At 64.4% G+C, this 25,841-nt stretch carries 21 protein-coding genes; 13 read left to right on the top strand and 8 right to left on the bottom strand.

Annotated elements, in window-relative coordinates:
• Positions 1-94: 94 nt before the first annotated feature.
• From mmsA to M1D93_RS06065, 8 genes are all read left to right on the top strand, one after another.
• Entirely contained in the window at positions 95-1,657 is a 1,563-nt protein-coding gene (mmsA, locus tag M1D93_RS06100; RefSeq protein WP_461174258.1) for a multiple monosaccharide ABC transporter ATP-binding protein, read from the top strand.
• Between the two features lie 44 nt (positions 1,658-1,701).
• Entirely contained in the window at positions 1,702-2,988 is a 1,287-nt protein-coding gene (gene mmsB, locus M1D93_RS06095) for a multiple monosaccharide ABC transporter permease (RefSeq protein WP_461174257.1), read from the top strand.
• A gap of 50 nt (positions 2,989-3,038) precedes the next feature.
• Entirely contained in the window at positions 3,039-4,136 is a 1,098-nt protein-coding gene (locus M1D93_RS06090; protein WP_461174256.1) for a substrate-binding domain-containing protein, read from the top strand.
• Positions 4,137-4,388: 252 nt separating this feature from the next.
• Positions 4,389-5,483 carry a Gfo/Idh/MocA family protein gene (locus tag M1D93_RS06085; RefSeq protein WP_461174255.1) on the top strand — a complete coding sequence of 365 codons (1,095 nt, stop codon included), beginning with the start codon at positions 4,389-4,391 and terminating at the stop codon, positions 5,481-5,483.
• Between the two features lie 415 nt (positions 5,484-5,898).
• Positions 5,899-6,612, top strand: a complete 714-nt coding sequence (locus tag M1D93_RS06080) for a hypothetical protein (protein WP_461174254.1) — start codon at positions 5,899-5,901, stop codon at positions 6,610-6,612.
• An 88-nt stretch (positions 6,613-6,700) separates the two neighbouring features.
• The gene (locus M1D93_RS06075) at positions 6,701-8,341 is read left to right on the top strand and encodes a beta strand repeat-containing protein (protein ID WP_461174253.1); all 1,641 of its coding nucleotides are present in this window, start codon (positions 6,701-6,703) and stop codon (positions 8,339-8,341) included.
• Between the two features lie 295 nt (positions 8,342-8,636).
• The gene (locus tag M1D93_RS06070) at positions 8,637-9,860 is read left to right on the top strand and encodes a serine/threonine-protein kinase (RefSeq protein ID WP_461174252.1); all 1,224 of its coding nucleotides are present in this window, start codon (positions 8,637-8,639) and stop codon (positions 9,858-9,860) included.
• Positions 9,857-10,378, top strand: a complete 522-nt coding sequence (locus M1D93_RS06065; RefSeq protein ID WP_461174251.1) for a hypothetical protein — start codon at positions 9,857-9,859, stop codon at positions 10,376-10,378. Before M1D93_RS06070 ends, M1D93_RS06065 begins: the two co-directional genes overlap by 4 nt.
• 147 nt (positions 10,379-10,525) lie before the next feature.
• On the opposite strand, the gene M1D93_RS06060 is transcribed toward M1D93_RS06065, so the two are convergent.
• Positions 10,526-12,745: an NADP-dependent isocitrate dehydrogenase gene (locus M1D93_RS06060; protein WP_461174250.1), complete on the bottom strand. Its 2,220-nt coding sequence runs from the start codon at positions 12,743-12,745 to the stop codon at positions 10,526-10,528.
• Positions 12,746-13,077: 332 nt separating this feature from the next.
• Here M1D93_RS06060 and M1D93_RS06055 point away from each other — a divergent pair, with 332 nt between their 5' ends.
• Both M1D93_RS06055 and M1D93_RS06050 read left to right on the top strand, forming a co-directional pair.
• Positions 13,078-14,043 carry a trypsin-like serine peptidase gene (locus M1D93_RS06055; RefSeq protein WP_461174249.1) on the top strand — a complete coding sequence of 322 codons (966 nt, stop codon included), beginning with the start codon at positions 13,078-13,080 and terminating at the stop codon, positions 14,041-14,043.
• A gap of 4 nt (positions 14,044-14,047) precedes the next feature.
• Positions 14,048-14,242: a hypothetical protein gene (locus tag M1D93_RS06050; RefSeq protein WP_461174248.1), complete on the top strand. Its 195-nt coding sequence runs from the start codon at positions 14,048-14,050 to the stop codon at positions 14,240-14,242.
• Between the two features lie 235 nt (positions 14,243-14,477).
• Here M1D93_RS06050 and purH read toward each other — a convergent pair whose 3' ends face one another.
• Complete coding sequence (gene purH, locus M1D93_RS06045; RefSeq protein WP_461174247.1) at positions 14,478-16,163, bottom strand: bifunctional phosphoribosylaminoimidazolecarboxamide formyltransferase/IMP cyclohydrolase; 1,686 nt, start codon at positions 16,161-16,163, stop codon at positions 14,478-14,480.
• A gap of 142 nt (positions 16,164-16,305) precedes the next feature.
• On the opposite strand from purH, the gene M1D93_RS06040 reads away from it, so the two are divergent.
• Positions 16,306-17,658 carry an MFS transporter gene (locus M1D93_RS06040; protein WP_461174246.1) on the top strand — a complete coding sequence of 451 codons (1,353 nt, stop codon included), beginning with the start codon at positions 16,306-16,308 and terminating at the stop codon, positions 17,656-17,658.
• A 27-nt stretch (positions 17,659-17,685) separates the two neighbouring features.
• On the opposite strand, the gene M1D93_RS06035 is transcribed toward M1D93_RS06040, so the two are convergent.
• Together M1D93_RS06035 and purN are read right to left on the bottom strand one after the other, a co-directional pair.
• Positions 17,686-18,540, bottom strand: coding sequence for an endonuclease domain-containing protein (locus tag M1D93_RS06035; protein WP_461174245.1), 855 nt, complete (start codon positions 18,538-18,540; stop codon positions 17,686-17,688).
• 274 nt (positions 18,541-18,814) lie between these two features.
• Positions 18,815-19,393 carry a phosphoribosylglycinamide formyltransferase gene (purN, locus tag M1D93_RS06030; protein WP_461174244.1) on the bottom strand — a complete coding sequence of 193 codons (579 nt, stop codon included), beginning with the start codon at positions 19,391-19,393 and terminating at the stop codon, positions 18,815-18,817.
• Positions 19,394-19,432: 39 nt separating this feature from the next.
• On the opposite strand from purN, the gene M1D93_RS06025 reads away from it, so the two are divergent.
• Positions 19,433-19,864 (top strand): hypothetical protein, encoded by a 432-nt coding sequence (locus M1D93_RS06025; RefSeq protein ID WP_461174243.1) that lies wholly within the window; start codon positions 19,433-19,435, stop codon positions 19,862-19,864.
• Positions 19,865-19,898: 34 nt separating this feature from the next.
• Here the strand turns inward: M1D93_RS06025 and M1D93_RS06020 are convergent, their stop codons facing one another.
• Positions 19,899-21,212, bottom strand: a complete 1,314-nt coding sequence (locus M1D93_RS06020; protein ID WP_461174242.1) for a cell division protein PerM — start codon at positions 21,210-21,212, stop codon at positions 19,899-19,901.
• A gap of 149 nt (positions 21,213-21,361) precedes the next feature.
• Between M1D93_RS06020 and M1D93_RS06015 the strand changes: the two genes are divergently transcribed.
• A complete protein-coding gene (locus M1D93_RS06015) occupies positions 21,362-21,823 on the top strand; it encodes a DUF4383 domain-containing protein (RefSeq protein WP_461174241.1) in 462 nt (153 codons plus the stop codon).
• A 285-nt stretch (positions 21,824-22,108) separates the two neighbouring features.
• On the opposite strand, the gene M1D93_RS06010 is transcribed toward M1D93_RS06015, so the two are convergent.
• The 3 genes from M1D93_RS06010 to rhaS all read right to left on the bottom strand — a co-directional run bounded on the left by M1D93_RS06010 (position 22,109) and on the right by rhaS (position 25,820).
• Positions 22,109-22,987 carry a DUF2382 domain-containing protein gene (locus M1D93_RS06010; protein ID WP_461174240.1) on the bottom strand — a complete coding sequence of 293 codons (879 nt, stop codon included), beginning with the start codon at positions 22,985-22,987 and terminating at the stop codon, positions 22,109-22,111.
• Between the two features lie 221 nt (positions 22,988-23,208).
• Positions 23,209-24,669 (bottom strand): arabinose isomerase, encoded by a 1,461-nt coding sequence (locus M1D93_RS06005; RefSeq protein ID WP_461174239.1) that lies wholly within the window; start codon positions 24,667-24,669, stop codon positions 23,209-23,211.
• 92 nt (positions 24,670-24,761) lie between these two features.
• The gene (rhaS, locus tag M1D93_RS06000; protein ID WP_461174238.1) at positions 24,762-25,820 is read right to left on the bottom strand and encodes a rhamnose ABC transporter substrate-binding protein; all 1,059 of its coding nucleotides are present in this window, start codon (positions 25,818-25,820) and stop codon (positions 24,762-24,764) included.
• Positions 25,821-25,841: the final 21 nt, after the last annotated feature.

The following is a 25,841-nucleotide window of genomic DNA, read 5'->3' as shown; positions in this document are numbered from 1 at the left end:
ACGACAAAGGCCGGGTCAAGTTTACTTTTTCATCAGACGGCCCCGCGCTTTGCCGGCCGGACAAAGAAGTCATTGCATTGGAGGGTTAGGGCACATGACGTCCCAGACCACGCAGACCGACCCGATCATCCTTGAGATGCGGTCCATCACCAAGGAATTCCCCGGCGTTAAAGCGTTGGATAACGTGAGCCTGCGGGTGAAGGCCGGTGAGATCCACGCCATCTGCGGAGAGAACGGCGCCGGCAAGTCCACGCTGATGAAGGTTCTCTCAGGCGTTTACCCCTACGGCAGCTACGACGGCGACATCGTCTACCAGGGCCAGATCCAGCAGTTCAAGGACATCCGGGCCAGCGAACACGCCGGCATCGTGATCATCCACCAGGAACTCGCGCTGATCCCGGAGCTCTCCATCATGGAGAACATCTTCCTGGGGAACGAACCCACCAAGCGCGGCGTCATCGACTGGGCTGAGGCCCGGCTGCGTTCCCTGGACCTGCTGGCCCGCGTTGGGCTGCAAGAGGACCCGGACACGCCCATCAAGGAAATCGGCGTCGGCAAGCAGCAGCTGGTGGAAATTGCCAAGGCGCTGAACAAGTCCGTGAAGATCCTCATCCTGGACGAACCCACGGCCGCCCTGAACGAGTCCGATTCCCAGCACCTGCTGGACCTGATGCTCGGTCTGAAGGCCAAGGGCATCACGTCCATCATCATTTCGCACAAGCTCAACGAAATTGAGCAGATCGCCGACTCCATCACCATCATCCGCGACGGCAAGTCCATTGAGACCCTTGACGTCAAAGCCGACGGCGTGGACGAGGACCGCATCATCAAAGGCATGGTGGGCCGGACATTGGAATCCCGCTTCCCGGACCACACGCCGAAAATCGGCGAGGTCTTCTTCGAAGTCAAGGACTGGACAGTGGGCCACCCCCAGGTCCAGGACCGCCTGGTGTGCAAGAACTCCAACTTCTTTGTCCGCCGCGGAGAAATCGTGGGCTTCGCCGGGCTTATGGGAGCCGGCCGCACCGAGTTGGCCCGGTCCGTGTTCGGCAGGTCCTATGGCCGATTCATCAACGGGCATATCTACAAGGACGGCAAGGAAGTTGTCCTCAAGAACGTCCGCCAGGCCATCGATGCCGGCCTGGGCTACGTCACCGAGGACCGCAAATCCCTGGGGTTGAACCTGCTGGACGACATCAAGACCACCACTGTGGCCGCAAACCTGCGGAAGATCAGCCGCAATTCGGTGGTGGACCCGAACCAGGAGTTCACGGTGGCGGAGCAGTACCGCAAGTCGCTGCGGACCAAAACCCCATCAGTGGAGGAGGGCGTTGCCAAACTCTCCGGCGGCAACCAGCAAAAGGTGGTCCTCGCGAAGTGGATGTTCACCGATCCTGACCTGCTGATCCTGGATGAACCGACCCGCGGCATCGATGTCGGTGCCAAATACGAGATCTACGGCATCATCCAGCAGCTCGCCAACCAGGGCAAGGGAGTCATCGTCATCTCCTCGGAGCTCCCCGAACTCCTGGGCCTGTCCGACCGTATCTACACCATCTTCGAAGGCGCCATCACCGGTGTCCTGAACAAAGACGAGGCCAGCCAGGAAAGCCTGATGAAACTGATGACCTCCGCCCGCAAAGCCGAAGCCGCCTGACCCTCTGGATTATCCAGAACCTTCCGGACACAAGGACTGACACCATGAACGCCCTCAAGAAGCTGTTTGGCGGCAACACCCGCCAATTCGGCATGATCTTCGCCCTGGTGGCACTGATCATCTTCTTCCAGATCGCCACCGACGGCCGGACCCTCACCCCCGGCAACGTCATCAACCTCTTCAACGGCAACTCCTACATCCTGATCCTCGCCATCGGCATGGTCCTGGTCATCATTGCCGGCCACATCGACCTCTCGGTAGGTTCCGTGGCAGCATTCGTGGGCGTCACCGTTGCCCTGGCCATCCGCGACTGGGGCATTCCCTGGTATGCCGGCGTCCTGCTGGGGCTGGTGCTCGGCGCCGTCATTGGGGCATGGCAAGGGTGGTGGACAGCGTACGTGGGGATACCCGCGTTCATTGTCACCCTGGCCGGCATGCTCCTGTTCCGCGGCTTCAACCAGTTCGTCGGCAAGTCCAACACCATCCCTGTTCCCAACGATTTCCAGTACTTGGGCGCAGGCTACCTCCCCGAGGTGGGGCCGGACACCGGGTTCAACAACCTCACCTTGCTGCTGGGCATCGCCGCAGTTGCTTTTGTGGTGTGGGGCGAGCTCCGCTCCCGTGCCCGCGCCAAGGCACTCGGCGCGGAGGTCCCGGAAATGTGGGTCACCGCCCTGAAGCTGGTCCTGATCGGTGGCGCCATCCTCTACGCCACGTACCTGTTCGCCACCGGCAGACCGGGCACCTCGTTCCCGATTCCCGGGCTCATCCTGGCCGTCCTGGTGTTGATCTACGGCTTCATCTCTTCCCGCACCATCCTCGGCCGGCACGTCTACGCCGTCGGTGGCAACCGCCACGCGGCCGAACTGTCCGGTGTCCAGTCCAAAAAGGTCAACTTCCTGGTCATGATGAACATGTCCATTCTGGCCGGCCTGGCTGGCATGATCTTCGTAGGCCGCTCCACCGCATCGGGCCCATTCGACGGCGTCGGCTGGGAACTGGACGCCATCGCCGCAGTCTTCATCGGCGGCGCCGCCGTCACCGGCGGCGTGGGCACCGTAGTGGGGTCCATTATTGGTGGCCTGGTGATGGCTGTGCTGAACAACGGCCTGCAGCTCCTCGGCATCGGAGCCGACCTCACCCAGATCATCAAGGGCCTGGTGCTCCTGATCGCGGTCGCCTTCGACGTCTACAACAAGAGCCAGGGCAAGAGGTCCATCATCGGCCTGCTGACCCAGAACTTCAGCCGCCCCTCCGGCGGCGGACCCAGCAACCCGCTCCAGCCCGATGAGACCACCTCCACCAAGGAAGCGATCGCCAGGGAAGCCTGAGCCTTGCAGCCTGAACAGCGTTACACCACCACAAAGAAAGAGAACCAACAATGAGAATGTTTGGTAAAGCAGGAAAGGCAGCAGCGGTAACTGCCATCGCAGCACTGGCGCTGACGGGCTGCGGCCGCTCCGAGCCCACCACGGGTGGCGGGACCGAAGGCGCCGGCGGGTTCGAACAGGACGCCGCAATCGCAGTCGCACTTCCGCAGAAGACCAGTGAAAACTGGGTCCTCGCCGAAAAGCTGTTCAATGACGGCCTCAGCGAAGCCGGGTTTGAGCCTGACGTCCAGTTCGCCAATGCCGGTGTTTCCGAACAGCAGAACCAGATCAGCGCCATGATCACCAAGAACCCCAAGGTCCTCATCGTGGGCGCTGTCGACGGCACGCAGCTGGGCACCCAGCTGAAGCAGGCCAAGGATGCCGGCGCCACCATCATCGCGTACGACCGCCTGCTGCTGAACACCGAGAACGTGGACTACTACGTTGCCTACGATAACTTCAAAGTGGGCGAACTGCAGGGCCAGGCACTGCTGGAAGGCCTCAAGGCCAAGAAGCCGGACGGCCCCTACAACATCGAACTGTTCGCCGGCTCCCCCGACGATGCCAACGCCAAGGTCTTCTTTGACGGCGCCATGAGCGTCCTGAAGCCGAAGATCGACGATGGCACCCTCAAGGTTCTCTCCGGCCAGACCAACTTCGAACAGGCCGTTACTCAAGCATGGAAGGGCGAGAACGCCCAGCGCCGCGCTGACACCCTGCTCAGCGGCAACTACACCACAGAATCCCTGGACGGCGTCCTGTCACCCAATGATCTCCTGGCCCGCTCAATTCTGACGTCCGTCAAGGCCGCCGGCAAGCCGACCCCCGTGATCACCGGCCAGGACTCCGAAGTAGAGTCGGTCAAGTCGATCCTGGCTGGTGAGCAGTACTCCACCATTAACAAGGACACCCGCAAGCTCGTTGAGCACGCGATCACCATGGCAAAGGATCTCCAGGCCGGCAAGGAACTGGAAATCAACGACAAGGACTCCTACAAGAACGGCGTCAAGACCGTCCCGGCCTACCTGCTGGAGCCGGTCATCGTGACCTCTGCAAACGTGAAGACGGCCTACGTGGACGATCCCATACTCGGCCCGATCACCAAGTAACACTCTGATTCAGGAAAGCCCGGTCCCGTTGCGGGGGCCGGGCTTTTCCGTGCCTCCCAACGCCCCATCGCCTGACGCGCCCTTCCCACAAACCCCCATCACCTGACGCGCCCTTCCCACCAGCCCCCCATCACCTCCCGCGCCCATTCCACCAATCCCCCCATCACCTGATACGCCCATTCCACAAACCCCCCATCACCTCCTGTAGGCAATATCCAAACGCCCTCGCACTGCAGTGAGAAGATGGGCACCATGAGTGCGCCTATCGCCAAGCCATGGTTGTCCAGCCAGCCCGATCCGGATCCCCGTTCCGCCACGGGAACTTCCCTCCGATGGGGCATCATCGCCACCGGCGGAATAGCCCGCTCGGTCTCACAGGACTTGGCTCTGCTGGCGGATGCAGAACTCTATGCCGTCAGCTCCCGGGCGCAAGACACAGCGGATGCCTTTGCCGTGGCGTATGACTTTGCAAAGGCCTACGGGGACGACGGCGGCGCCCGCGGCTACGAGCGGTTGCTCGCCGATGAAGGGGTGGACGTGGTGTACGTTGCGACGCCTCACGCCCAGCACCATGAAATCGTGTTGGCGGCGCTCAACGCGGGTAAACACGTCCTCTGTGAGAAGGCCTTCACCGTCAACGCCAGGGAAGCTGCCGAGCTCATTGACCTTGCCCGGTCCCACAAGCTTTTCCTGATGGAGGCAGTCTGGAGCCGGTTCCTGCCGGGCATGCAGCGGGCGTTCGAAATTGCCGCCTCCGGCGAGATCGGGGACATCCACTGGGTGACCGCAGACCTGGGCTTCCCCGCCCCGTACTCGCCCACGGCCAGGCTCTGGGCCAGGCAGGACGGCGGCGGCGCACTGCTGGATCTTTCGGTCTACCCCCTGCTCTGGGCGCTGGGAACCCTCGGCTTTCCCCAAACGGTCAGTGCCACAGGCCATGTCAATGACGACGGCGTCGACGCCCAGAATGCGATGACCCTCGGCTACAACCACGGAGCGCAGGTGCAGCTCACGTCCTCGCTGCTGGCACATGGCCCGCGCACGGCCACTGTCGCCGGCAGCAAGGGTTTCCTGCAGAGTATCGGATCCATCAACAACCCGCGGGAACTGATCATCGGAACGGGGTGGGACGAACGCCGGGTCGAAACCTTCAACGTGGTGGGCCGCGGATACACGTACGAGCTGCGTGAGGTGACGCGGTGCATTCAACAGGGCCTTACGGAGAGCCCGGTGATGCCCCTCGAGGACACGTTGAACACAATGCGCCTCTTTGACGGAGTGCGGGCGCAGCTCGGGGTCAGCTATCCAAACGATGAGCGGCAAACGACGAAGGTGACACAACCATAAAGTGCGCAGCAGGAAAGTCATAGCCGTGACAGGCTTCCCGGAGGCTGTCATTTGGGCTAAGAAGAACAGCCGCATTTAGTCAACCTGGTTTGTTAATTTCCTAGACTTTCAGAAACATTTGGACTTACCCTGTAGGCATCCGTCGATTGCAACGGTACTGGGGGTGGTACGCATGGCTAAGGCTCGTTCTCCGTGGCGTGCCCTGCGTCCTGTGCTCCTCGCCGGCGCAGCGACCCTTACCTGGCTGACGTTCTCATCTTCAGCCGCTTCTGCAGACGCGCTTTCTGACACAACTTCCCTCTTGGGCGGCGTTACCAGTTCGGTGTCTTCGGTCACCGACAAACTTTCCGGCCCGGCACCCGCGGCTCCTGCCACACACCCTGCTGCGGCGCCCTCTAGCGGGCTGCTTCAGCCAGTGGCAGGTCAGCTGTCAGGGCTCGCAGACAACATCGTCTCAGCAGTACCGGTGGTGAACCAGGTGGTTCCCGCCGATGCCGTCACGGCGGTCTCGGTTCCGATCGCTGGAGTCGCCGGCGGAGCAACCACGGCCGTTGTTGACGCTGTGGTTCCTCCTGTTGTCGACGCCGTTCCGGTTCTTGAACCCGTTCTGCAGCCCGTCTCTGACCTGGTGACAGGCACCGTGCCCCTTCCCGTGGCGGTTCCTGACCTGCCCGTCGTTTCGGTTGATGCGTATCCCTTCGAGGGCGCCACATCCGACCCGACAGTAGGCCAGGCTGCTGCCGAGGATTTGGGCGCAACTTTCGAAAGCCCAACCCGTTCGGGCATTCCCGTTACGGAGGCTTTCGAAGGACAGGGTTTGGCCACCTCCCCTGTCGGTGCGGTTGCCCTTGCGGGTACTTCTACCGCCCTGTCGGCTGCAGTCGCAGCATCCGGCGGTGAGGCCGGGCAGCAGGACACGGCGGGCCCTTCGCCCGTCCCTACCCTGGCTCCAGCTGCCCCGGGTTCCGGTGTCGGAAGCGGCACCTCCGCAGGCGGCTCCTCGGGTTCTGCGGCATGGCTAAGCTCCTTCGATTTTGATCTTCCTCTTCCCGGTGCTGTCCCTGCCGGTGAAACCCCTGAACACGTCCCCGCGCCGGTGTCGTTCGACCCCGGTTCCTCTCCTGACTAGTTGAGACCCGTCTGCTCCTTTCCGGCAGAACACGGTGTTCCAGGTTGCTGACACGCACCCTTACCTCAACTTTTCAGGAGACATCATCATGAGTTCCAACCTTCGCAGGGGGATGCTCGGCACCCTCTTTGCCGGCGGGCTTTTAGCCTTCGGATGCACCGCGGCGAACGCCGCGGATACCACCAGTGGATCGGATCTTTCCGCATCTGCCCTCATCTCGGCGGCGTCCGCTGACGAGGCGTCGTTGGGCCTGCTGGGTGGCCCAACGCCGTCAGAGTCAACGGCCGTCGCCGCCGTAGTCGATGTGGCGCTCGACGGCGTCACTGGCACCGGAGCGAATGGTTCCGGACTCGCCGCGGCGGCCGTCGTCGACCTCGGCCTCGGCAATTCCGTCACCGGCGGCACTACGCCGGCCGCTACCGATCTCGCACTCGCAGCAGACGTAGCGGTTGACCTTGGAAACGGAACCGGCCAAACCAGCGGCCCCGACCTCGCCGCAGCGGCCGTCGTCGACCTCGGCCTCGGCAATTCCGTCACCGGCGGCACTACGCCGGCCGCCGCCGATCTTGCCGTCGCAGCAGACGCAGCGGTTGACCTTGGGACAGGCGCAGGAATTAACGGGACCACCGGCGGACCCGTCGCCGCTGTGGATGCAGTCGTCGACGTCGACCTGGCCGGTGCAGATGGAACCAGCGGCACCAGCACCGGTGCACTTGACGCAGTCGTGGACGTCAACCTCGGCGGCAACGGTACCACCACCGGCGGACACGGCGCCCTCGTCGACGTCAACCTGGGCGGTGCAGATGGAACCAGCGGCACCAGCACCGGTGGACTTGACGCAGTCGTGGACGTGAACCTCGGCGGCAACGGTACCAACGGCACCAGCACCGGCACCCTCGTAGACGCCCTGGTCGACGTGAACCTCGGCGGCAACGGTACCAACGGCACCAGCACCGGCACCCTCGTAGACGCCCTGGTCGACGTGAACCTCGGCGGCAACGGTACCAACGGCATCACCACCGGCGGACTCGACGCCCTCGTCGACGTCAACCTCGGCGGCAACGGTACCGACGGCGCCACCACCGGCGGACTCGACGCCCTCGTCGACGTCAACCTCGGCGGCACAGATGGAACCAGCGGCACCCTCGTAGACGCCCTGGTCGACGTCAACCTCGGCGGCAACGCTACCGACGGCACCACCACCGGCGGACTCGACGCCGTCGTAGATGCAGTGGTGGGTATTGGCACCGGCGGCACCGGTAGCACGGGTGGACTGGGCGCCGTCGTCGATTTGGGGCTGCACCTCGGCTCGGGGCTGGGCAGTGACGGCAATGGCACGGAGAACCCCGGCACCGGCACCGGCACTCCGGGTGACGGCAACACGGGAGGCACCGGAGCCATTGACCCCGGGACTAACGCTCCCGGCACGAACACCCCTGGCACCGATAACGGGGCCGGCAATGGCACCGACACCACCGGCTCGAACAACGGTTCCAGCACCGGCACTGCAGGTGCCGGCGGCTTCTCAGCAGCACCTGCCGGCTCCACCGCAGTTGGCGGCGCGATCGCCGTCGACACCACCCCTCGCAGCACTCCTGCCCGGGGAGTCGCTACCCAGGGTGCCAACGCTCTAGCCAACACGGGTGTGGACACCTCCCTGGTTCCGCTGGCCCTGCTGCTCCTGGCGGCAGGGATCATCGTCCTCCTCCGCAAGCGCGAGGTTTCCTAGGACACCTGACCAGTTGTTGACCGCGCCTGCAGCATGCGCCTGAAGCGGCAGCAGCAAGCAGGCTGAGCGGAAGGAGGGCCTGCAAAACACAAGAATCAACAACACAAAATCACGCAAACATGTCTTCAGCACACATGTCCTTGTGGCCGGTGGTCCGGCGGCGAAAGAGTAACAGGGTTCGCCGCCGGACCGTCGGCGTGTCACAGAACGGAGGCCGCGGCCAATCTTCCGTTTACACCACCGCCCGTATAATTTGTTGTACGACAGTGCCGCAGCGCACCGGGAGGAACGGGTCATGGTGGCGGAATCGCCTAGCTCCATCAAGAATGAAGTGGTCGGCGGACGTTATCGGTTGGGTGAAGTTATTGGCCGCGGTGGAATGTCCTCCGTTTACTGCGCCCGGGACGAAAATCTGGGCCGGGACGTTGCCCTGAAGCTCTTTGCCCCGCAGGCACCGGACGCTGATGAATTGAAGCGCCAGGAAGCAGAGATCCAGCTTCTGGCCACCCTGAATCATCCGGGATTGGTGACGCTGTTCGACGCCGGGATCGACACCCGCGTCCCTGACGAGCCGAGACCATTCCTCACCATGGAACTCGTGGACGGGCAGGACCTGCGCACCAGGATCCGGCACAGCCGGGTCCCGCTTGAGGAACTCGCAGTGATTGGTGCCGGTATCGCTGATGCCCTGGCTTATGTTCACGGTCTTGGAATCATCCACCGCGACATAAAGCCGGCAAACATCCTGCTGGTGCAGATCCGCCCCGGCGAGCCACTGCGCCCGAAGCTCACGGACTTCGGCATTGCCCGGATCGCGGACTCGACCCGGCTGACGGCTACGGGAACCATGGTTGGTACTGCCGCGTATCTCAGCCCCGAACAAGCCCTGGGCCAGCCGCTGTCCTCGGCCTCAGACATCTACTCCTTCGGCCTTGTGCTGCTTGAGTGCATCAAGGGCACCATCGAATATCCCGGCGGCGCTGTGGAATCTGCCGTCGCCCGGCTTCATCGTGCGCCGGAAATTCCGGAGGACTTGCCGTCCGAATGGTCTGACCTGATCCGCTCCATGACAGCCATCGAACCGCTGGAGCGTCCCGCCGCCGCGGACATTGAGACCGCCCTCAGGCAGGCATTGGTTTCGCCGGCGTCAACGCCGGGAGAGCTCGCTCCGGAGACTACGAGGGTCCTGCCGGCAATGCCGTTCCACCCGCCTTCCATCACAGCCGAGGAGTCGGTGGAGGAACTGCGCGAGGCAGCAGGTTCAGGGGACGTGGCTTCGTCTGTCTCCCCTGAACAAAAGCCCAAGGGCAAACAGCGCACCAAGGAGCGGCCCGCTGGATCCCGGCGCAGCCGCCTGTGGCTGGCAGTGCTTCTGGCGGTCGTGCTGATATCCGCGGCCGTAGCGGCCGTGCTGGCGAGCCTGTCCACCCAGTCCACGCCCGACGTCGTACCCTACCCCACGGTGACAGGCGTCCTTGGCGACCACCTTGAGGAGCTTCAGAAGAGCGTGGAACCGTGAGGTTGCATTTGGCGCGTAACCCGGGTGGCAGGCAGCAGCGGTTCATAACGTGGACGGCTGCGGTGCTGGCGGCCGGACTGTTGGCCGGCTGCGGTCCCAGCGATGCAGGCCTGCAGCCATCCGCTGCACGGCAACTCCAGGCGCGGGTTCTGGAAGTTAGCGAGGCTTCCGCAAGGAACGATCCCGCTACAGCCATGGAGGCCCTCGAAGGTCTTGAGGCTGAGCTGGCTGCGGCCCAGGATAAAGGCCAGATTACCGAGGAGCGGCGCAGGACCATCACCACCATCGCGGCGGCCGTCCGGGCAGACCTGGAAGAGGCTGTTGCGGCGGCAGCGCAGGCAGCAGAAGACGCGAAACCTACAGCGGACCAGGCGGCGGCGCAGACACCTCCACCTTCGACCGGTACGCCGGCTCCCGAGCCGGCACCCGCTCCCGAGCCGGCTCCGGCCCCCGCGCCGGAAACCGGGAACAACGACGACAAGAACGGCAACGAAGGCAAGGGCAAAGGCAAAGACTAAACCCGGCCATAAACGCACGACGACGGCCCCTTCAGCAGTGCGCGACGCCGAAGTCCCAGCCAAACAGCAAAGAGGCGGTGCCCCGGGAACAAACCCGGGGCACCGCCTCTTTCGCACTGCCGGTTCAGCTGCTGCCGCAGCACTCCCCTAGCTCAGGGTGGCGAGGACCTTATTCAGCGTGGCGGACGGGCGCATCACGGCCGAGGCCTTCGCGTCGTCCGGGTTGTAGTAGCCTCCGATGTCCACCGGCGAGCCCTGGACCTCGGCCAGCTCGCCCACGATGGTCTCCTCCTTGGAGGAGAGCTCCCCGGCGACGGAGCTGAACGAGGCGGCCAGCTCGGCGTCGTCCGTCTGCTTGGCCAGTTCCTCGGCCCAGTAACGGGCCAGGAAGTAGTGGCTGCCGCGGTTGTCCAGCTCCCCGGCGCGGCGGCTGGGTGACTTGTTCTCCAGCAGGAAGGTACCGGTGGCCCGGTCCAGGGTGTCGGCCAGGACCTGGGCGCGGGCGTTGCCCGTGGTGGTGGCAAGGTGCTCGAAGCTGACGGCCAGGGCAAGGAACTCACCGAGGCTGTCCCAGCGGAGGTGGTTTTCCTTGAGCAGCTGCTGGACGTGCTTCGGGGCGGATCCGCCGGCGCCGGTCTCGAACAGTCCGCCGCCGTTCATCAGCGGAACAACGGAGAGCATCTTGGCGCTGGTGCCCAGTTCGAGGATGGGGAACAGGTCCGTGAGGTAGTCGCGGAGGACGTTGCCGGAAACCGAGATGGTGTCCTCGCCCTTGCGGATGCGGTCCAGGGTGAAGGCGATGGCCTTGACCGGGGACATGATCCGGATGTCGAGGCCCTCGGTGTCGTGGTCCTTCAGGTACTCGTTGACCTTGGCGATGAGGTTGGCGTCGTGGGCGCGTTCCTCATCCAGCCAGAACACGGCCGGGGTCTGGGAGGCGCGGGCACGGGTTACGGCCAGCTTGACCCAGTCGCGGATGGGCAGGTCCTTGGTCTGGCAGGCGCGCCAGATATCTCCCTCGGAGACCTGGTGTTCGATCAGGACGTTGCCGGAGCCATCCACGATCTGAACAGTGCCGGCTTCCTGGAGTTCGAAGGTCTTGTCGTGGCTGCCGTATTCTTCGGCGGCCTGCGCCATCAGGCCCACGTTCGGGACGGTTCCCATGGTGGTGGGGTCGTAGGCGCCGTTCGCACGGCAGTCGTCGAGGACCACCTGGTAGATGCCTGCGTAGGAGCTGTCTGGCAGGACGGCCAGGGTGTCGGCTTCCTTGCCGTCCGGGCCCCACATGTGGCCCGAGCTGCGGATCATGGCGGGCATGGATGCGTCCACGATGACGTCGGAGGGAACGTTCAGCGTGGTGATGCCCTTGTCGGAATCCACCATGGCCAGCGCGGGACCTTCTTCGAGGCCCTTCTTGATGAGGTTCTGCACGCCTTCGCGCACGTCCTCGGGAAGGTCCTCGAGGCTGCTCAGGATGGCGGCGAGGCCGTTGTTGGGGCTGATGCCGGCGGCGGCGAGCTGCTTGCCGTAGGTCTCGAAGAGTTCCGAGAAGTAGGCCTTGACCACGTGGCCGAAGATGATGGGGTCGGAGACCTTCATCATGGTGGCCTTCAGGTGGGCGGAGAAGAGCACGCCTTCTTCCTTGGCGCGGGCAACCTGTGCCTTCAGGAACTCGTCCAGCGCTGCGGCCCGCATTACGGTGCCGTCGATGACCTCGCCGGCCAGCACAGGGAACGCCTTCTTCAGGACCTTCACCGAGCCGTCTTCACGGACCAGCTGGATGGCGATGGTGCCCTCGGACTCGATGACAACCGACTTCTCGTTTGAGCGGAAGTCGTCCTGGCCCATCGTGGCGACGTTCGTCTTTGAATCGGCGGTCCAGGCGCCCATGGAGTGCGGGTTCTGGCGGGCGTAGTTCTTGACCGACAGGGGTGCGCGGCGGTCCGAGTTGCCCTCACGCAGGACCGGGTTCACTGCCGAGCCCTTGATCTTGTCGTAGCGGGAACGGACGGCCGTTTCCTCGTCGGAGGACGGGTTGTCCGGGTAGTCCGGCAGCGCGTAGCCCTGGCGCTGCAGCTCTGAAATGGCAGCCTTCAGCTGCGGGATGGAGGCGCTGATGTTGGGCAGCTTGATGATGTTGGCTTCCGGCGTCTTCGCCAGTTCACCCAGTTCAGCAAGCGCGTCACCGATCTGCTGTTCCGGGGTGAGGTAGTCACCGAACACGGCGATGATGCGGCCGGCGAGCGAAATGTCGCGGGTCTCCACCTCCACACCTGCTGTCGAGGCGAACGCCTCGATGATCGGCAGGAACGAATAGGTAGCCAGCATCGGCGCTTCGTCGGTGTGGGTGTAGATAATCTTGGACATGCGCGGGCGTCTCCCTGTGGGTCGGCTTGGTTGTGAAAATTCGGTCTATTTCACCATGTACAACTTACCCGAGGACGCGGGGTTGAACCCTACCGGCTCCGTTGGATTACCGTGCGGTGAGCAGGATTACAGCGATGGAGAACGGCCGACGGCGGCACTCGCCCCGGTGCCCTGCCGCGGCGGGTGCTTTGGGTCCCGGCCAGTGACTAGAGGCTCAGGCAAGCCGTACATGATACGTCACTACTATTTACATACTTGTCATATAACGATAAATTCGCTAGGTCACTTCTGGCCCGTACTGGGGGCCGCACTCCGTTTCAGACAGGACAACAATGACAACCACCAGGTCTCTGGCCCATGGCTTCCTGAGCCTCTCGGCAGCTGCCGTTCTGGTACTGAGCGCGGCCGGCGGAGCTACCGCCGCACCTGCCGCCGAGGACACAAAAAAGGACCCTTCTGTTGTCAGCATCACCGTTGACAGCACCGGAGTGGCCGAATACTGGACGGCGGAGAAGATGAAAAACGCCATCCCCGGCGATGTCCTGGCCGGCAAGGCGCTGAACCGCGGCAACCGCTCGAGCGCCTCCATCGTGGAGAAGGGCAAGGGCAGCGAGGTCAAGGCCACCAAGGGCAAGGCGTTGATCGGGGCCAGTGAAACTCCGGTCAAGCACGTCGGCAAGGTGTTCTTCACCTTGGGCGGTTCCAATTACGTCTGCTCCGGCAACGCCGTGTCCTCAACCAACGAGAGCACTGTTGCCACGGCCGGGCACTGCCTGAACGAGGGTCCGGGCGCCTACGCCACCAACTTCATCTTCGTCCCGGCATATGAGAACGGTGCCGCTCCTTACGGCAAATGGACGGCCCGCGCTTACCTCGCCCCCACGCAGTGGGTTGCCGGCGGGGACATGGCCTACGACACCGGCTTCGCCGTGATGAACCGGCTCAACAAGAAGAACCTGACGGACGTTGTGGGAGGTTCCGGCGTGGCCTTCAACCAGGAACGCGGCTTGACCTACAAGTCGTTCGGTTACCCCGCTGCCTCGCCGTTCAATGGAGAGACCCTGAAGAGCTGCACCGGTACGGCCAACAACGATCCGAACAACCCGCAGTTCGGCACCCAGGGAATTCCCTGCGACATGACCGGTGGATCATCAGGCGGTCCGTGGTTCATCGGCACCAGTTCCTCGGGCGTCCAGAACTCGGTCAACAGCTACGGCTACAAAAACTCCGCAGTGATGTACGGCCCGTACTGGGGCAGCGTCATCGAGGCAACGTACAACAGTGCAGCCAAGTCCTGACAGCGTGCCAACCGGAGAGGATCCGGTCAGCCGCAGCGATGTGAACCAGACGCACGACGAGATCCTCGAGTACTGGACAGAGCAGCGGATGGCGGAGGCCAAGCCCCGGGAGTTGCGGCTTCCCGAGAAGGGTCCACGGCCCGAGCAGAAGGGTGCGGACACCGGCGAACCGGAGTCCGCAACTCCTGACCAGGACTAAGCCTCCCAACAACGACGGCGCCCGTCCCCTTCGCGGGGGCTGGCGCCGTCGTCGTTAAGTCCCTTTTAGGGCCCACGTCGGCAGGATTCCCTGGCCGAGCTTGCGAGGTTAGGGGGCCGGTTGGGCCCACGCCGGCAGGGTTCCCTGGCCGAGCGCAGCGAGGTTAGGGGGCCGGTTGGGCCCACGCCGGCAGGGTTCCCTGGCCGAGCTTGCGAGGTTAGGGGGCCGGTGGGGATCAGTGGAAGAAGTGGCGCGCGCCCGTGAAGTACATTGTCACGCCGGCGGCGTTCGCTGCAGCGATGACTTCCTCGTCGCGGACGGAACCGCCGGGCTGGACGACGGCGCGGACGCCGGCGTCGACCAGGATCTGCAGGCCGTCAGCAAACGGGAAGAAAGCGTCCGACGCTGCCACGGCGCCCTGGGCCCGCTGGGGTGCCCCGCTCGCGTCGGCGTTCGAGGCACCGCCGGCACCTTCGACGTCGGACTCCACCTTCACGCCAAGCGTGTTGGCCCGCTCCACGGCCAGCCGGCAGGAGTCCAGGCGGTTGACCTGGCCCATGCCGATGCCCACGGCGGCGCCGTCCTGGGCAAGGAGGATGGCGTTGGACTTGGCCGCACGGCAGGCGGTCCAGGCGAAGGCCAGGTCCGCGAGGGTCTTTTCGTCGGCGGCTTCGCCGGCAGCAAGGGTCCAGTTGGCGGGGTTGTCGCCGTCGGCGTCCACCTTGTCGCTGACCTGGACCAGGACGCCGCCGGAAACCTGGCGGATCTCCGACGGGTAGCGGCCATAACCTTCAGGCAGGGCAAGCAGGCGGATGTTCTTCTTTTGGGACAGGATCTCCACCGCCTCAGGTTCGAAGCCCGGGGCGATGACAACCTCGGTGAAGATGTCCTTGACGGTGTTTGCCATGCCGGCGGTCACGGTGCGGTTGGCTGCGATGACGCCGCCGAATGCGGAGACGGGATCGCAGGCGTGGGCCTTGGCGTGTGCGTCGGCGATGGGATCAGCGGCATCCGCGGAGCCCACGGCCACGCCGCAGGGGTTGGCATGCTTGATGATGGCCACGGCAGGTTCGCTGAAGTCGTAGGCGGCGCGAAGCGCGGCGTCGGCGTCCACAAAGTTGTTGTAGCTCATGGCCTTGCCGTGCAGCTGGTCAGCCTGCGCGATGCCGGCCGGAGCGGCCTTGTCCACGTAAAGGGCTGCCTGCTGGTGGGGGTTCTCGCCGTAGCGCAGCACCTCGGAGCGTTCCAGCGAGAGGCCGGCGTAGGCGGGCCAGTCGATGACGCCGTCGCCGTCTTCATCCAGGAACTGGCTCGCGGTCCAGGTGGCCACTGCATTGTCGTACGAGGCCGTGTGCGCGAACGCCTTGGCGGCCAGCCGCCGTCGGGTGTTCAGGTCAAAGCCGCCCTCGGCGGCCGCGGTGACAACCTGGCCGTAGAAGGATGGATCCACCACAATGGCGACGGCGGCGTGGTTCTTGGCGGCGGAGCGCACCATGGCGGGGCCTCCGATGTCGATCTGTTCCACGACGTCGTCCTGGGTCGCGCCGGACTTGACGGTTTCCACGAACGGGTAGAGGTTCACCACCACCAGATCGAAAGGTTCGATCTCCATCTTGGTGAGCGTGTCCATGTGCGCCGGGACGCGGCGGTCGGCAAGGATGCCGCCGTGAACCCGCGGGTGCAGCGTTTTGACGCGGCCGTCCAGCATTTCCGGCGAACCGGTGACTTCCTCGACCTCCTGGACGGGGATGCCGGCGGCGGCGATCTTCTTGGCCGTGGAACCGGTGGACACCAGCTTCACTCCCGCTGCATGCAGGCCCTGGGCGAGCTCCTCCAGACCGGTCTTGTCGTAAACCGAGATCAGGGCCCGGCGGATGGGAACACGGTCGATGGTTACGCGCTCATGCTGCGTGAAGCTCACAAATGTCTCCGTCTTATGTCGCGGAACAGTACCGCGGTTGGTGGGGATAGGGCCAGTTTATCGCGAAGTGCAGTTTGCCCCCGGTGAAGGCCGAAGTGTGAAGGCCGGCGGGCCCCCGCTAGAGTTCTTTCAGGAGGCTGCGATGAATACTTACACCACTGTGCCGAGCGGCGAGCAGGTGGTCCAGGAACTGCCCTGGCGATGGAAAGTCCAGGGCAGGATCTTTGTGATCGGCGGCCTTGGTTTTATGTTTGATGCCTGGGACGTGGCCCTGAACGGCATCCTCATTCCGCTGCTCTCCACGCACTGGGCCCTTACCCCCGGCGAGGCGGCCTGGGTGGGCACGTCCAACCTGATCGGGATGGCCCTTGGGGCTTTTATCTGGGGCACCATCGCGGACACGATCGGGCGCAAGAAAGCGTTCACGGCCACGCTCCTGATCTTCTCCCTCTTCACCGTGCTGGGGGCCTTCTCGCCCGACTTCATCTGGTTCTGTGTGTTCCGGTTCATGGCGGGCTTCGGCCTGGGCGGCTGCATCCCCGTGGACTACGCCCTGGTAGGTGAGTTCACTCCCCGAAAGCAGCGCGGCAAGGTTCTCACCGCGATGGACGGCTGGTGGCCGGTGGGAGCAGCCCTGGCAGGTTTTGTGTCGGCCGGGCTCGTTGCCCTGTACGGAGACTGGCGGCTGACCATGCTGGTGATGGTCCTGCCGGCACTGCTGGTGTTCTGGGTCCGCCGGAGCGTCCCGGAGTCCCCGCTGTTCCTGATTCGCAAGGGCCGGCGCGAGGAAGCGGCCAAAGTCATCGATGGCCTGGTGGCAGCAACGGGGGCGGAAGCCCGCGCCTACAGCCTGCCCGATGCCAAGGAAGTGCCACGGCTCTCCGCCGGCAGCGCGTGGCACCAGCTGCGCCTGGTGTGGCAGTTCAACTGGAAGATCACGGCCACGGCCTGGTCCCTGTTCTTCTCGATCCTGCTGGTCTATTACCTGTCCCTGACGTGGATGCCGCGGATCCTGATTGGGGCCGGGTTCGCCGAGTACAAGGCGTTCGTCACCACCGCATCCATGGCGGCCGTCGGGCTTTTGGGCGTTATTGTGGCGGCGCTGCTGGTGGAACGGGTGGGCCGCAAGTGGATCCTTGCCATCACCGGACCGTTGTCGGCGCTGACCCTGGTGATCGTGGCGATCGTGGTGGATATCCCCACCGCTGCCGTGTTCTGGCTCCTGGTGTTCGGGTTCGTCGTGCAGGTGGCCATCCCGGTGCTGTATGCCTATGTCTCTGAGCTTTACCCCACCGAGCTGCGCGGGACCGGTTTCGGGTGGGCCTCCACGTTCTCCCGGCTCGGCGCAGGCTTCGGGCCCCTGATCTTCGCGAACTACTTCTGGCCCGAGCTCGGCCTGGCGACGTCCTTCGCCCTGGCCGGCGGGCTGGTGCTCCTTGCAGTGCTGTGGATGGCGTTCTTCTCCCCCGAAACCAAGCAGCGCCGCCTCGAATAAGCCCCTCCCCCTCCCAACTAGGTAGCGCTAAATGTCGTTTTCAACCCTCGTAACGACACTTAGCGCTACCTGGTTTTCCTTGCCGGGTAACCAGCCCCGGAGCAGCAGCGCTGAACGGACCTTGGCCACCGCCGGCCGGGCATCCCTCTCCATGTGCCGCTTCGAAATCCTCACGACCAACCAGCCGGCACGGGCGAAGTCCTCTTCACGGGCAATATCGCGGACGATCTGCACCGCCTCGGAGTGGCCCTCGCCGTCGTACTCCACCGCCACCTTCTGTTCCGGATAGCTCAAGTCAGGCTGGCGCACGACGCCGGCACCCAGCTCGGTGGGCATGTTCAGCCAAGGTTCGGGCAGGCCCGCGTCCTCCAGTGCCAGCCGCAGCCTGGTTTCAGGGGCGGAATCCGATCCCACCCGCGCCCGGTCGAGGGCAACCCGGGCCTTCCTGATTCCGGGCGTCCCCTTGTGCCGGTCGAGCATGTCGTCGAGATCCTCCCGCGTTGCATGGGGTCCTGACCTGCCCTCGAAGTCCCGCCGTGGAACGCGAAGCAAGTGGTCCGCGACCACGGTCAGCTCTTCGATGCTCATCTTGCGGGAGCAGTCCAGCCAAGTCCTCACCCGCGAAGTGACCAGCAGCCCGGCATGATTGACGATCTCGTCAGCGAAAAACTGCCCGCGGTGTCCCTTCACACCGGGCCGACGCATGATGGCAACGGTGTCAGGCCGCGAGATATGCAGCAGTGGCTCATCACTGCCCGGGAGGAAGCCCGGAAACTCCCACAGGAGAAAGGCCGAGGCGTGTGAAGCGGCCGCAAATTCAGTGACCAAAGTATAGGGACGGATGCGCGGGGCGAGGTGTGACGCGTCGCTGGCATCCGGCACCCGGATTCCCCGGCTTGGCCAAAGCAAGCCATGGTGACGCAGACGTCGTCGGCTGATCCCGGCGTCGACCGCTTCCTGGAAGGTGAAAGGCAAAGATGCCAGAGGGTCAGGCAGTTGGCTTGGAACCTTCATCCGCCCATCGTGGCAGGCGTGGCGGAATGCCGCAGAGGTTATCCACAGCCTTGCCCGCCCATGCCCAACTGGGTAGCGCTAAGTGTCGTTATGAGGGCTGAAAACGACACTTAGCGCTACTTAGTTGGGTCGGGAGGAGGGATCAGGCGTGGGAGCGCAGGGTGGCGGCGAGGGCCGCCAGTGTGGACACCAGGAGCCTGCGTTCCACCACCTTGATGCGCTCGTGCAGGGTTTCCTCGGTGTCGGATTCCTCGACGGCCACGGCTTCCTGCGCGATGATGGGCCCGGTGTCCACGCCGGCGTCGGCCCAGTGAACGGTGCAGCCTGTGACCTTCACGCCGTAGGCCATCGCGTCCCGCACCCCGTGCGCGCCCGGGAAGGCCGGGAGCAGCGCAGGATGGGTGTTGAGGTATTTGCCGTTGAACGCGTCGATGAATTCCGGGCTGACGATCCGCATGAAGCCGGAGGAAACCACCACGTCCGGCTCGAACGCGGCTACGGCCTGGGTCAGCGCGGCATTCCACTCTGCCCGGTCCGGGTAGGCCTTGAAGTCGACCACAAAAGTCGGGATGCCGGCTGCTGCGGAGCGTTCCACCCCGAAGGTACCGGGCCGGTCGGCCCCCACCGCGGCGATTTCGACATCCAGTTCCCCTGACTTAACCGCGTCGATAACTGCCTGAAGATTTGACCCGGTTCCGGAGACGAGGACGACGATACGCATGGCACTAGCTTATGGGCAGCCTCGCGTAGGCTGGAAAACATGAACACAACACCGGAACCGGCGGGGCAGCAGCGCACAAAACAGCCGCTCAGCGAGGCAGCAAAGGCCTCGCTCGCCAAGACCCACACCCTGTTCCGGATCTTCGTGGTGGCGGTGCTGGGCGCCTTCTTCGTCTATCAGCTGGACGTCAGCTACCTCTGGCTCTCCGCAGTCCTGGCAGCCGCCGGCATTGCTCTCGGCGTGGTGTTGCTGGTCCGGGCAGCACGGCTCAAAGAGTCGCCGCTCGTCCTCATCGGCACCATCTCGGGGCTGGTAGTGTCCGCGATCATGGTGCTGCTGATCCTGGTCACAGCACTGTTCTTCGACGTAGTGCGGGATTACCAGGCGTGTGTTGGCCGGGCGCTGACGGACCAGGCGCAGTCGGCATGCCGGGTGCAGCTGGAAGGATCGTTGCCCTCGCAGCTCCCCTAGCCGGCCCGACCCGTGCAGGCGGCAGCCGCCCAAACTACCGGACCAGTTCGGCATCCGCTTCCGTTGGTGCCTGCTCGCGTTCGAGCCAGGGTCCTGCCGCGTACCCCATCACGACGCCGGCACCCACCTCTGCCGCCACCCAGACTCCGGTCCAGAGCGGGTCGGGACCGATGTCCGTGAGGCGCCCGATCCCGGCAGAGCCGCGCGCCAGCCAGGCCAGGCCGGCGGTCAGCAGCCCAGCAGCCAGCCCGCACAGGACCCCAAGCACCAGCGTTGAAACGGTTGCCGTGAACCAGCGCGCGCGGATTTTGATGGCAAGCCACTCATCGAAGTGGTTTTCCCCTTCGCGGAGGAACCACCAGCCGGCCAGGACACCGGCCAAAACCGGGACGATCAAGGCAACAAAGGCATAATCCAGGGGTCCGGACGGGATCGCGGCCAGCACCGGTATGGAAGGCAGTGGGCCAACAGCAGTGCCCAGCGGGCCCGCCTGGGAACCCAAGCCCAGGGCGAAGCCGGAGCCGGATGTCCAGGCCAGGGCAAAGACGACAAGGTTGGGCAGGAACCCGAGTTGCGCAATGGTGAGGGCGGCACCTCCCACCGCCCCGGCGTCGAGCGCTTCATAGACCGCCACCACCAGGTTCCAGTGGATGAACAGGTCAACAGCCAGCAGCAGCGCGGCCAGCGCCAGGAATGACATCACCGCCACGAATCCGGCCTTGGCGGCGGAGGCGAGGTAGGACCCGGCCCAGCGCGAATGCTGGCTGGTGCGGGAAATCCAGTCCACGGCGTCGACCCCGATCAACCGGCTCCAGGATCCGGCCTCCCGGCGGGCGCCGATCACCATGCCGAGGGCGTAGGGAATGAGCGGGATGAACATCGCGTGCCAAGGATTAATGCCGACGTCGGGCGTCCGGCAGATGAAGCCTGTTGCCGCTCCGAAGGCCGAATACACCAGCCAGGAACCGAGGAGCGCCTGCCACAACTGGTCCGTATAGGAGGCCCGGGCCAGCCGGCGGCCTGCGCGCCAGGCGAGCAGGAAAGGGATCAAGGTCAGGCCAAGCGGAATGAGCGTGAGCAGTCCGGACCCAGGATTGGCGGCAGTGCCGGAGCCTGCAGCAACGAGTTCCAGTGGCACCCCGTGGACCAGCAGCCAGGACTGCCCGGCCAGGCGCGCCAGAAAATCGACGGCGCCGTCCTGGAACCCGGCGGTAGCCCAGACAGCAAGGATCGGAGCAAGCACCACCAGCGCCGAGATGATGGCGGCCTGGGCCGTCTCCAAGGCTCCCTGCAGCCACAAGGGCATGGGAAGGCCACGGTCTCCGGTCTGATCAGCGCGCAGTTTCATCGTTTTCCATGGTGTCACGGCGGCACCGCGCGGTCCGGGACCGACAGGCGCCAACCCGGAGCTATAGCTCCAGGAGCCTGGCACCGGCGCTTTTCACCTCCACCAGCCGTAAAATTTAACCGTCCACAATTAGTGGTTGGAGGCAAGAAATGACTACCGCATCCCACCATGCGCACGGCGCTCACTTTGGACGGGCAGACGTCCAGAACGTGGGCATGGGAGTGGGAATTGTTTTGATGCTGGTGGGAGTCCTGGGCTTTATCCCAGGCGTCACTATGCAATACAGCGAGCTGATGTTCCTCGGACCGGCTTCGCACGCCATGTTCCTGGGGCTGTTCCAGGTGTCCATGCTGCTCAACATTGTCCAGCTGGCCGTCGGCGCAACCGGCTGGGCTATGTCCCGCACAGAACATGGAGCACGGAATTTCCTGATGGGGGCAGGCGCGCTGTACATCGTCCTGGCTATCTTCGGGCTCATTGTCGGAGTGGACTCAGCGGCGAATTTCCTGTCGCTGAACATGATGGACAACTGGACCCACCTGGTGCTGGGCATCGTGATGATTGTTGCTGGCTGGCTGTTCTCGCGGAATATGACCGCAGACAGGACATAGCCCGGAATCCGTAACCCGGGAAACAGGAGCCGCGAATGAGAGAAGAACCCTAAGTTCTGAAGATATTCGTCCTACTGGCGGGTGCAGTCGCCGCTTTCAGCGCGGCTGTACCAGCATCTCCGTGGCCGGCCGGCACCAGCAGCAGGCCGGCCCGGCAAAAAAGAAAAGTCCCGCATGCACAGCGGCGCCGGGAGCCCCCAAGTGGACTCCCGGCGTCGTTCGCTGTGCGGCTGCTTTGGCGCCGGTCCGTTCAGCGGCGCCTTAGCAGAATTTCAGCGGCAAGGATCAGCGGCGCTGGTCGCGGTCGACGCCGTCGCCATCGGCCTCGATGTGCTCCTTGCGGACTTCCTCGTTGACCGTGACGTCTTCCTGGACAACATCCTTGTCCAAACGCACGCGCTCCACCGGAACCGTTTCCTTCTGCACCACGGGGCGTTCCTCGTGCAGGGTCACCTCGTGTTCCTCTTCACTGATGTCCGGACCGCTCATGGCCTGCCCGCGGTTGGCGTCCGTGATGGGCTCCCGCTCCAGGCGGACCTCTTCACGCTGCACGGGAACCGTCTTGGTGACGTTTTCCGTGGTGACGTACTTCCGGAGCCGGGCCCGGCCGGCAGCTTCACGTTCGGTGCCGACGCGGAGCTGTTCCTCAGAGCGGGTCATGGCGTCATCGGTGGTGGGGCCGGAGGTGTCGTGGCCCACGGTATCCCGGTCGGACGAGTAACCCGCGGTGCCGGTGCCGGATGCGTAGCCGGCAGTACCGGCGTTGGGGGTGCCGGCGTTCAGGTCGGCGTCGCCCTGCAGGTCGACGTCACCGCGGCTGTCGTCACGGGTGTCGGAGTAGGTCCTGGCGCCGCGGTCGTAGTAGGTGTACAGGCGGTCCTCTTCCTCGGGGGTGAGGTGTCCGTCGACGTCGACGCGGGGGGCGTCCTTGACGTGGTCCTTCGTGTAAGGAACCACCAGGTCGTCGCCCTGGCTGTGGGCGCCTTCAACGGGGACAAAGGACTGGGAAGTGCCGAAAAGTCCCGTTTTGACGGTGACCCATGTGGGCTCACCCGTGTCGTCGTCTGCGTAAAGCTGACCGATTGAGCCGATCTTCTCGCCATCGGAACCGACGACGTTGCCGCCCTTGTTAAGCAAGCTTTCAATGTTTTCCCTGTTGAGCATGACGTCTCCTTGGATGTGTCGTTGCGCTGGGCATAGCCAGCCGTGGATGCCCCGGCACCGGTTGTCCCGGCACTCGGCCTCCGCCCTCTCTGCTGAAGGCTTCGGGCTAGCTGCCCCCCTACCGTAAGCATGCTTAGCATCAAAAGGGAAGTCTGCTTAGTAATTTTTTCCGTGCCAGGCCGGTCAACCGGCCCTGACGAGGGATTTTGCCGAGAAAAAATTCAGGCCATCCCGGGGAGCGAGACGTGCCGGTGTTCGAGGCCCAAAAGGGACGCCGCCGCCTTGATATCAGCCGCCCGGTGGCCAAGGCACAAGGCCCAGTGGTGGCCGGTTCCGGTCCGGCTCCAGCGGTCCACCCAGAGGCCCGGATCGCCACCAAAATCCACGCGGGAAGTGGTGTTGCCAATGGCCAGCAGCGGGCCCGGAACCACAGTTCCTTCCGAAGTTACGAAGACATAGCTGCCGTCAGGGTCCTGGCCCAAGCCGAGAGTGGTGACCGGTCCGGGCTGGACGTCGAACTCCACTGACACTCCCCAGCCGCGCTTGCCGTGGTAGACGCCGAGGCCGCGCAGGAGTGGATCCTTCGAGGAGACGGCCAGGTGCGCGGGTCCGTCATGGCCCATCTCCACCACATTGTCGAAGAAGTTCAGCGCCTGGATTTCCGTGAAGGAACCGCCGGCGCCTATGGCCTGGGCAGCCAGCATGGCGATTGATGTCCGCAGCTCGTACTCCCCCGCCATGGGGATACCCCGCGCCGTGAGGATGGACGAGCCCAGGATCATTCCGGCGCCCAGCCGCTCGTGTTGTTCCCCTGCAAGTCCGCGGTGGTAATAGGCCACCGAGTCCAGGTCGAAGTCCGCCACCAGCCGGTCCAGGCCTACGGAGACCCTGGCACCCCAGGCGAAGTCGTCGTCGTTGACGGACTCATCAAGCACAAACAGCTCCCGTGCCAGGCCGAGCCGTTCTGACACCTCGTTGTCCGTCACCGCTTTGACCCGCTCACGCAGGTCGTCGAACTCGAGCACTTCGACGTGCGATCCGAAAGTCGTGGAGACCGTGGTCAGGTCGGTGGCGACGTCCAGCATGCCTGGATACAGGTGGCCCATCAGGCCGTGCCGTGCGTTCCGAAGCCTGGCGCGCACCCCGGCGGCATGCACCCACTGCTCAATCCGTTCCCAGGCCGACTCCTGCTTCAGATGCCCGGAGACAGACCGGAAGTCGATCCCGGCCCGGCGGAAGACATTGGCTACCTCCGGCACCGGGCACTGGCCGCAGTAGGCGAGCCAGGCGCCCGTATCAAAGTTTGCGTGGTCCATCGCTTCGGTGGGCTGGAGGTCGATGACCAGTACCGGACTTCCGGAGCGCTGGGCCACCGGCAGAACCATCGAGGAGGTCAGGTAGGTGGCGAGGAAGATGACGATCAGGTCGCAGTCAGCCTGCCGAAGCTTCTCCCCGGCCGTAACGGCCTGCGCGGCATCGGAAATGAAGCCGGCGTCGATTACCTCCGCGTCCAGCTCCTTCAAGCGCGCCGTGACGTACCGTGCTGACTCCTCCAGCTGCGGCAGGAGTCCGGGGAACTGGGGCCAGTAGGCCCCCAGCCCCCCGGACACCAGTCCGAGCCGGGTGGGCCGCCGCCGGTGGGGCTCCAGTAAGGCAGCAGCATTCCTCTTGGTGGGCGGCATAACAACCTTCCATTCCGCGGACTCAAGCCGGCGTGAGGCACCAAAGACCGGGCGGGCCGGAGGAGCCCGTCCGGTCCGGGCCCCGCAGAGCGCTAGAAGTCGTACTGGTCGATGTTCTGGGCGTTGAAGACTGTCGGCGGCCCAACAATGACCAGGCCGCCTTCTTCAATCGTCCGGTCACCCAGTTCCCCTGCAGTGAACTTGTCGCCCGCGGCGCCGGTGATCTTTCCCTCCACCAGGGCCTTGCCGGCGAACGCCGCGACGTAACCGAGCTGGGCGGGATCCCAGAGGGCGAACTCCTTGACGGTGCCGTCCTTGACGAACGGCCGCATCTCGTTAGGCAATCCCAGCCCGGTCAACGCAACCTTGCCCTTGTAGGCAGAAGTGGAAAGGTACCGTGCAGTGGCGGCGATACCCACCGTGGTGGGTGAAATGATGCCCTTCAGGTTCGGGTGTGCCTGCAGCAGGCCCTGGGCTTCCTGGAACGACTTGGTGTCATCATCGTCGCCGTAGACCTTGGCCACGAGCTTGATGTCCTTGTAGGCCGGGTTGGACGCCAGGTCCTCTTCCATGAACTTGATCCACTCGTTCTGGTTGGTGGCGTTGGCGGTGGCGGACAGGATGGCGATTTCACCGGAACCGCCAATCTGCTCGGCGATCAGCTTCGTCTGGATCAGGGCCACTTCCTTGGCCACAACCTGGCTGATGAAAACATCGCGGCAGTCCGGGTTGGCGTCGGAGTCAAAAGCCACGATCTTGGCGCCGGCGGAGCGGGCCTCACCCAAAGCTGTGCAGACGGCGTCGGGATCGTTGGCGGCGATGACGATGACGTTGGTCCCCGCCTGGGTTTCAGCGTTGATGAACGACACCTGGCTGGACGCCGACGCTTCGAGCGGGCCAACCACCTGGGACGAAGCGAAGCCTGCCTCCTGCGCGCCGTCCTTGCCGCCACCGAGGACGACGTCCGTGTACGGGTTGTTCAGCTGTTTGGGAATGAACGTGATTTTCTGGTCCTCAACCGCAGCGGAGGTCTCCCCCGTTGTTCCCGAGCCGCCGCTGCACGCCGTCAGGGCCATGACTGCTGCCGCCGTGATGGCCACCAGCGGGGCAAGTGGCGCGCGTCTGCCGGTGCTTTTTCGGTTCAACATCATTGTTTTTCCTTTTCCCTTTTG

The organism is Arthrobacter sp. Z1-9, assembly GCF_054792695.1.
The sequence above is the reverse complement of the archived record's forward strand: the minus strand, read 5'-3'. Positions and strand labels throughout refer to the sequence as shown.

Excerpts from the sequence above, each read along its gene's own strand:
- M1D93_RS06090 (WP_461174256.1), top strand. The coding sequence starts at position 3,039 with ATGAGAATGTTTGGTAAAGCAGGAAAGGCAGCAGCGGTAACTGCCATC.
- M1D93_RS06085 (WP_461174255.1), top strand. The coding sequence starts at position 4,389 with ATGAGTGCGCCTATCGCCAAGCCATGGTTGTCCAGCCAGCCCGATCCG.
- M1D93_RS06060 (WP_461174250.1), bottom strand. The coding sequence starts at position 12,745 with ATGTCCAAGATTATCTACACCCACACCGACGAAGCGCCGATGCTGGCT.
- M1D93_RS06055 (WP_461174249.1), top strand. The coding sequence starts at position 13,078 with ATGACAACCACCAGGTCTCTGGCCCATGGCTTCCTGAGCCTCTCGGCA.
- M1D93_RS06005 (WP_461174239.1), bottom strand. The coding sequence starts at position 24,669 with ATGCCGCCCACCAAGAGGAATGCTGCTGCCTTACTGGAGCCCCACCGG.
- mmsB (WP_461174257.1), top strand. The coding sequence starts at position 1,702 with ATGAACGCCCTCAAGAAGCTGTTTGGCGGCAACACCCGCCAATTCGGC.
- M1D93_RS06010 (WP_461174240.1), bottom strand. The coding sequence starts at position 22,987 with ATGCTCAACAGGGAAAACATTGAAAGCTTGCTTAACAAGGGCGGCAAC.
- rhaS (WP_461174238.1), bottom strand. The coding sequence starts at position 25,820 with ATGATGTTGAACCGAAAAAGCACCGGCAGACGCGCGCCACTTGCCCCG.
- M1D93_RS06040 (WP_461174246.1), top strand. The coding sequence starts at position 16,306 with ATGAATACTTACACCACTGTGCCGAGCGGCGAGCAGGTGGTCCAGGAA.
- M1D93_RS06025 (WP_461174243.1), top strand. The coding sequence starts at position 19,433 with ATGAACACAACACCGGAACCGGCGGGGCAGCAGCGCACAAAACAGCCG.
- M1D93_RS06075 (WP_461174253.1), top strand. The coding sequence starts at position 6,701 with ATGAGTTCCAACCTTCGCAGGGGGATGCTCGGCACCCTCTTTGCCGGC.
- mmsA (WP_461174258.1), top strand. The coding sequence starts at position 95 with ATGACGTCCCAGACCACGCAGACCGACCCGATCATCCTTGAGATGCGG.
- M1D93_RS06020 (WP_461174242.1), bottom strand. The coding sequence starts at position 21,212 with ATGAAACTGCGCGCTGATCAGACCGGAGACCGTGGCCTTCCCATGCCC.
- M1D93_RS06015 (WP_461174241.1), top strand. The coding sequence starts at position 21,362 with ATGACTACCGCATCCCACCATGCGCACGGCGCTCACTTTGGACGGGCA.
- purN (WP_461174244.1), bottom strand. The coding sequence starts at position 19,393 with ATGCGTATCGTCGTCCTCGTCTCCGGAACCGGGTCAAATCTTCAGGCA.
- M1D93_RS06070 (WP_461174252.1), top strand. The coding sequence starts at position 8,637 with ATGGTGGCGGAATCGCCTAGCTCCATCAAGAATGAAGTGGTCGGCGGA.